This window comes from Pseudoxanthomonas mexicana, from assembly GCF_010093385.1.
In the GTDB taxonomy this organism is placed as follows: domain Bacteria; phylum Pseudomonadota; class Gammaproteobacteria; order Xanthomonadales; family Xanthomonadaceae; genus Pseudoxanthomonas_A; species Pseudoxanthomonas_A mexicana.
Genome location: NZ_PDWV01000110.1, coordinates 1 through 1,648, shown reverse-complemented (window position 1 = coordinate 1,648; position 1,648 = coordinate 1). Strand labels below are relative to the sequence as shown.

Sequence of the window (1,648 nt, the reverse complement as noted above, 5' to 3'; positions counted from 1 at the left end):
GTGCGGGAGCGGGAAATCCCGGCGCCGCTGCAGGCGCCGGAGGTCCGCGACCTTCCGCGTCGCGCGGCCGAGGTCGCGCCGCGCGATATCACGGCGCGCGAGCGTGGCGTCCAGCAGGCGCAGATCCGCGAACCTGCCCCCGGGCCTTCCACGGCCCCGCGTTCCGCTCCCGCAGCGCCCACGGCGGCCGACGCGGCTGCGTCAGCGCAGCCACGTGCACCGGCAGGAACCTCGACATCGTCCGCCCCCCGCGGTACGGCGTCGGCAACGTCCTCCACCGCATCCCCTGCCGCGCCCGCGGCGCGCGCAGGCGGCTGGGACACCCCCGCACGCACCGACGAATGGGGCAATGCGCGGCGCAACGTGGCGGGCGACAGTGCGGCGGACGGACGCGACAAGCCGGGTCTGTACAACGCCGACGGCAGCCTGCGGGTTCCCGGCGTCACGGGCCAATCCGAGCCCCCACGTGGCGCGCCGGGCGGGCAGAACGACCAGTGGACCCGGGAACAGCTGGCAGAGGCGGGCACCTGGCTGCAGCGGCCGCCTTACGACTACGAGCCGACCAGCTTCGACAAGTACTGGGTGCCCAGCGAATCGCTGCTGGCCGAGTGGGTGCGGCGCAACGTGCGCGAGATGGAGATCGCCATCCCCGGCACGAACATGAAACTGAAGTGCACGATTTCGGTGTTGCAGCTGGGGGGCGGCTGCGGCCTGGGCAGCCTGTTCCCGGAGCCGCCGAAGGCGCGCCCGCCGCCGGACATCCCGGTCAAGCGCACGCCGATCCCGACCGACAGCTGAGGGCGGGAGGGCAAAAAATGCGTGGTGTGCGAGCGACGTGAGCCGCGGTGAACCACCGCGGTCTCCCATCGCAACTCGCGTCGCTCCCATGTAAGACATTGCTGCAGTCGGATACGAAAACGGAGCCTCGCGGCTCCGTTTTCGCGTTCCCGACGAGGGACGTCTTACTTGTTGACGTTGTGCAGGTCGCGCAGCTGCGAGGGCCGCGAACCGAAATAGGCGGCCAGGTCGGAGATGTCCTGGTCGCTCAGGCCGGCGGCCTGCGGGCTCATCAGCGCGTGCTGGCGGTCGCCGCCGCGATAGGCCTGCAGCGCGTGTGCCAGATAGTCCGCGTACTGCCCACCCAGCTTGGGGTAGGTGTCGTCGATGGGAGCATTGCCCTCGGCGCCATGGCAGTCCACGCAGCTCTGGCCGGTGGCCTGGCCCTTGGCCTTGGCCAGTTCCTCGCCCTTGGCGATATGACCCTTGGGCAGGCCGGCCGACGAACTGGCGCCGTGCTCGCCGCTGGCGTGGCCCGGATCCTGGGCGGCGGCTTCAGTGTTTTCCTTCGAGCAGGCCACCAGGGCGAAGGCAGCGAACAGGGCGATGGCTAGACGCTGGGCGTGCTTGGCGTTGGGCATGGTGGGCTTACTTGACGGTGGAAAGGAAGGCGGCGATGTCGGCGATGTCCTGCTCGGAGAAGCTCTGCGCCTGGGCCTGCATGGTGGGGTGCTTGCGGTTGCCGTTGCGGTACTCGGTCAGCGCGTTGGCCAGGTAGTCGGCCGACTGCCCGCCGATCTTCGGCACCTTGAAGCTGGGATAGGCGTTCTTGTAACCCTCGATGCCATGGCAGCCCAGGCAGGTGTAGGTG

2 protein-coding genes and 1 pseudogene are annotated in these 1,648 nt (G+C 69.8%); 1 reads left to right on the top strand and 2 read right to left on the bottom strand.

The window, feature by feature from the left end:
* Positions 1-798 (top strand): annotated as a pseudogene (locus tag CSC76_RS18815) (hypothetical protein); the annotation flags it as partial.
* Between the two features lie 164 nt (positions 799-962).
* On the opposite strand, the gene CSC76_RS18810 reads toward CSC76_RS18815, so the two are convergent.
* Both CSC76_RS18810 and CSC76_RS18805 read right to left on the bottom strand, forming a co-directional pair.
* Positions 963-1,418 (bottom strand): c-type cytochrome, encoded by a 456-nt coding sequence (locus CSC76_RS18810; RefSeq protein WP_162111485.1) that lies wholly within the window; start codon positions 1,416-1,418, stop codon positions 963-965.
* Positions 1,419-1,425: 7 nt separating this feature from the next.
* Positions 1,426-1,648 (bottom strand): c-type cytochrome (locus CSC76_RS18805; protein WP_162111484.1); only part of this gene is annotated, 223 nt, incomplete at its 5' end.

Excerpts from the sequence above, each read along its gene's own strand:
- CSC76_RS18810 (WP_162111485.1), bottom strand. The coding sequence starts at position 1,418 with ATGCCCAACGCCAAGCACGCCCAGCGTCTAGCCATCGCCCTGTTCGCT.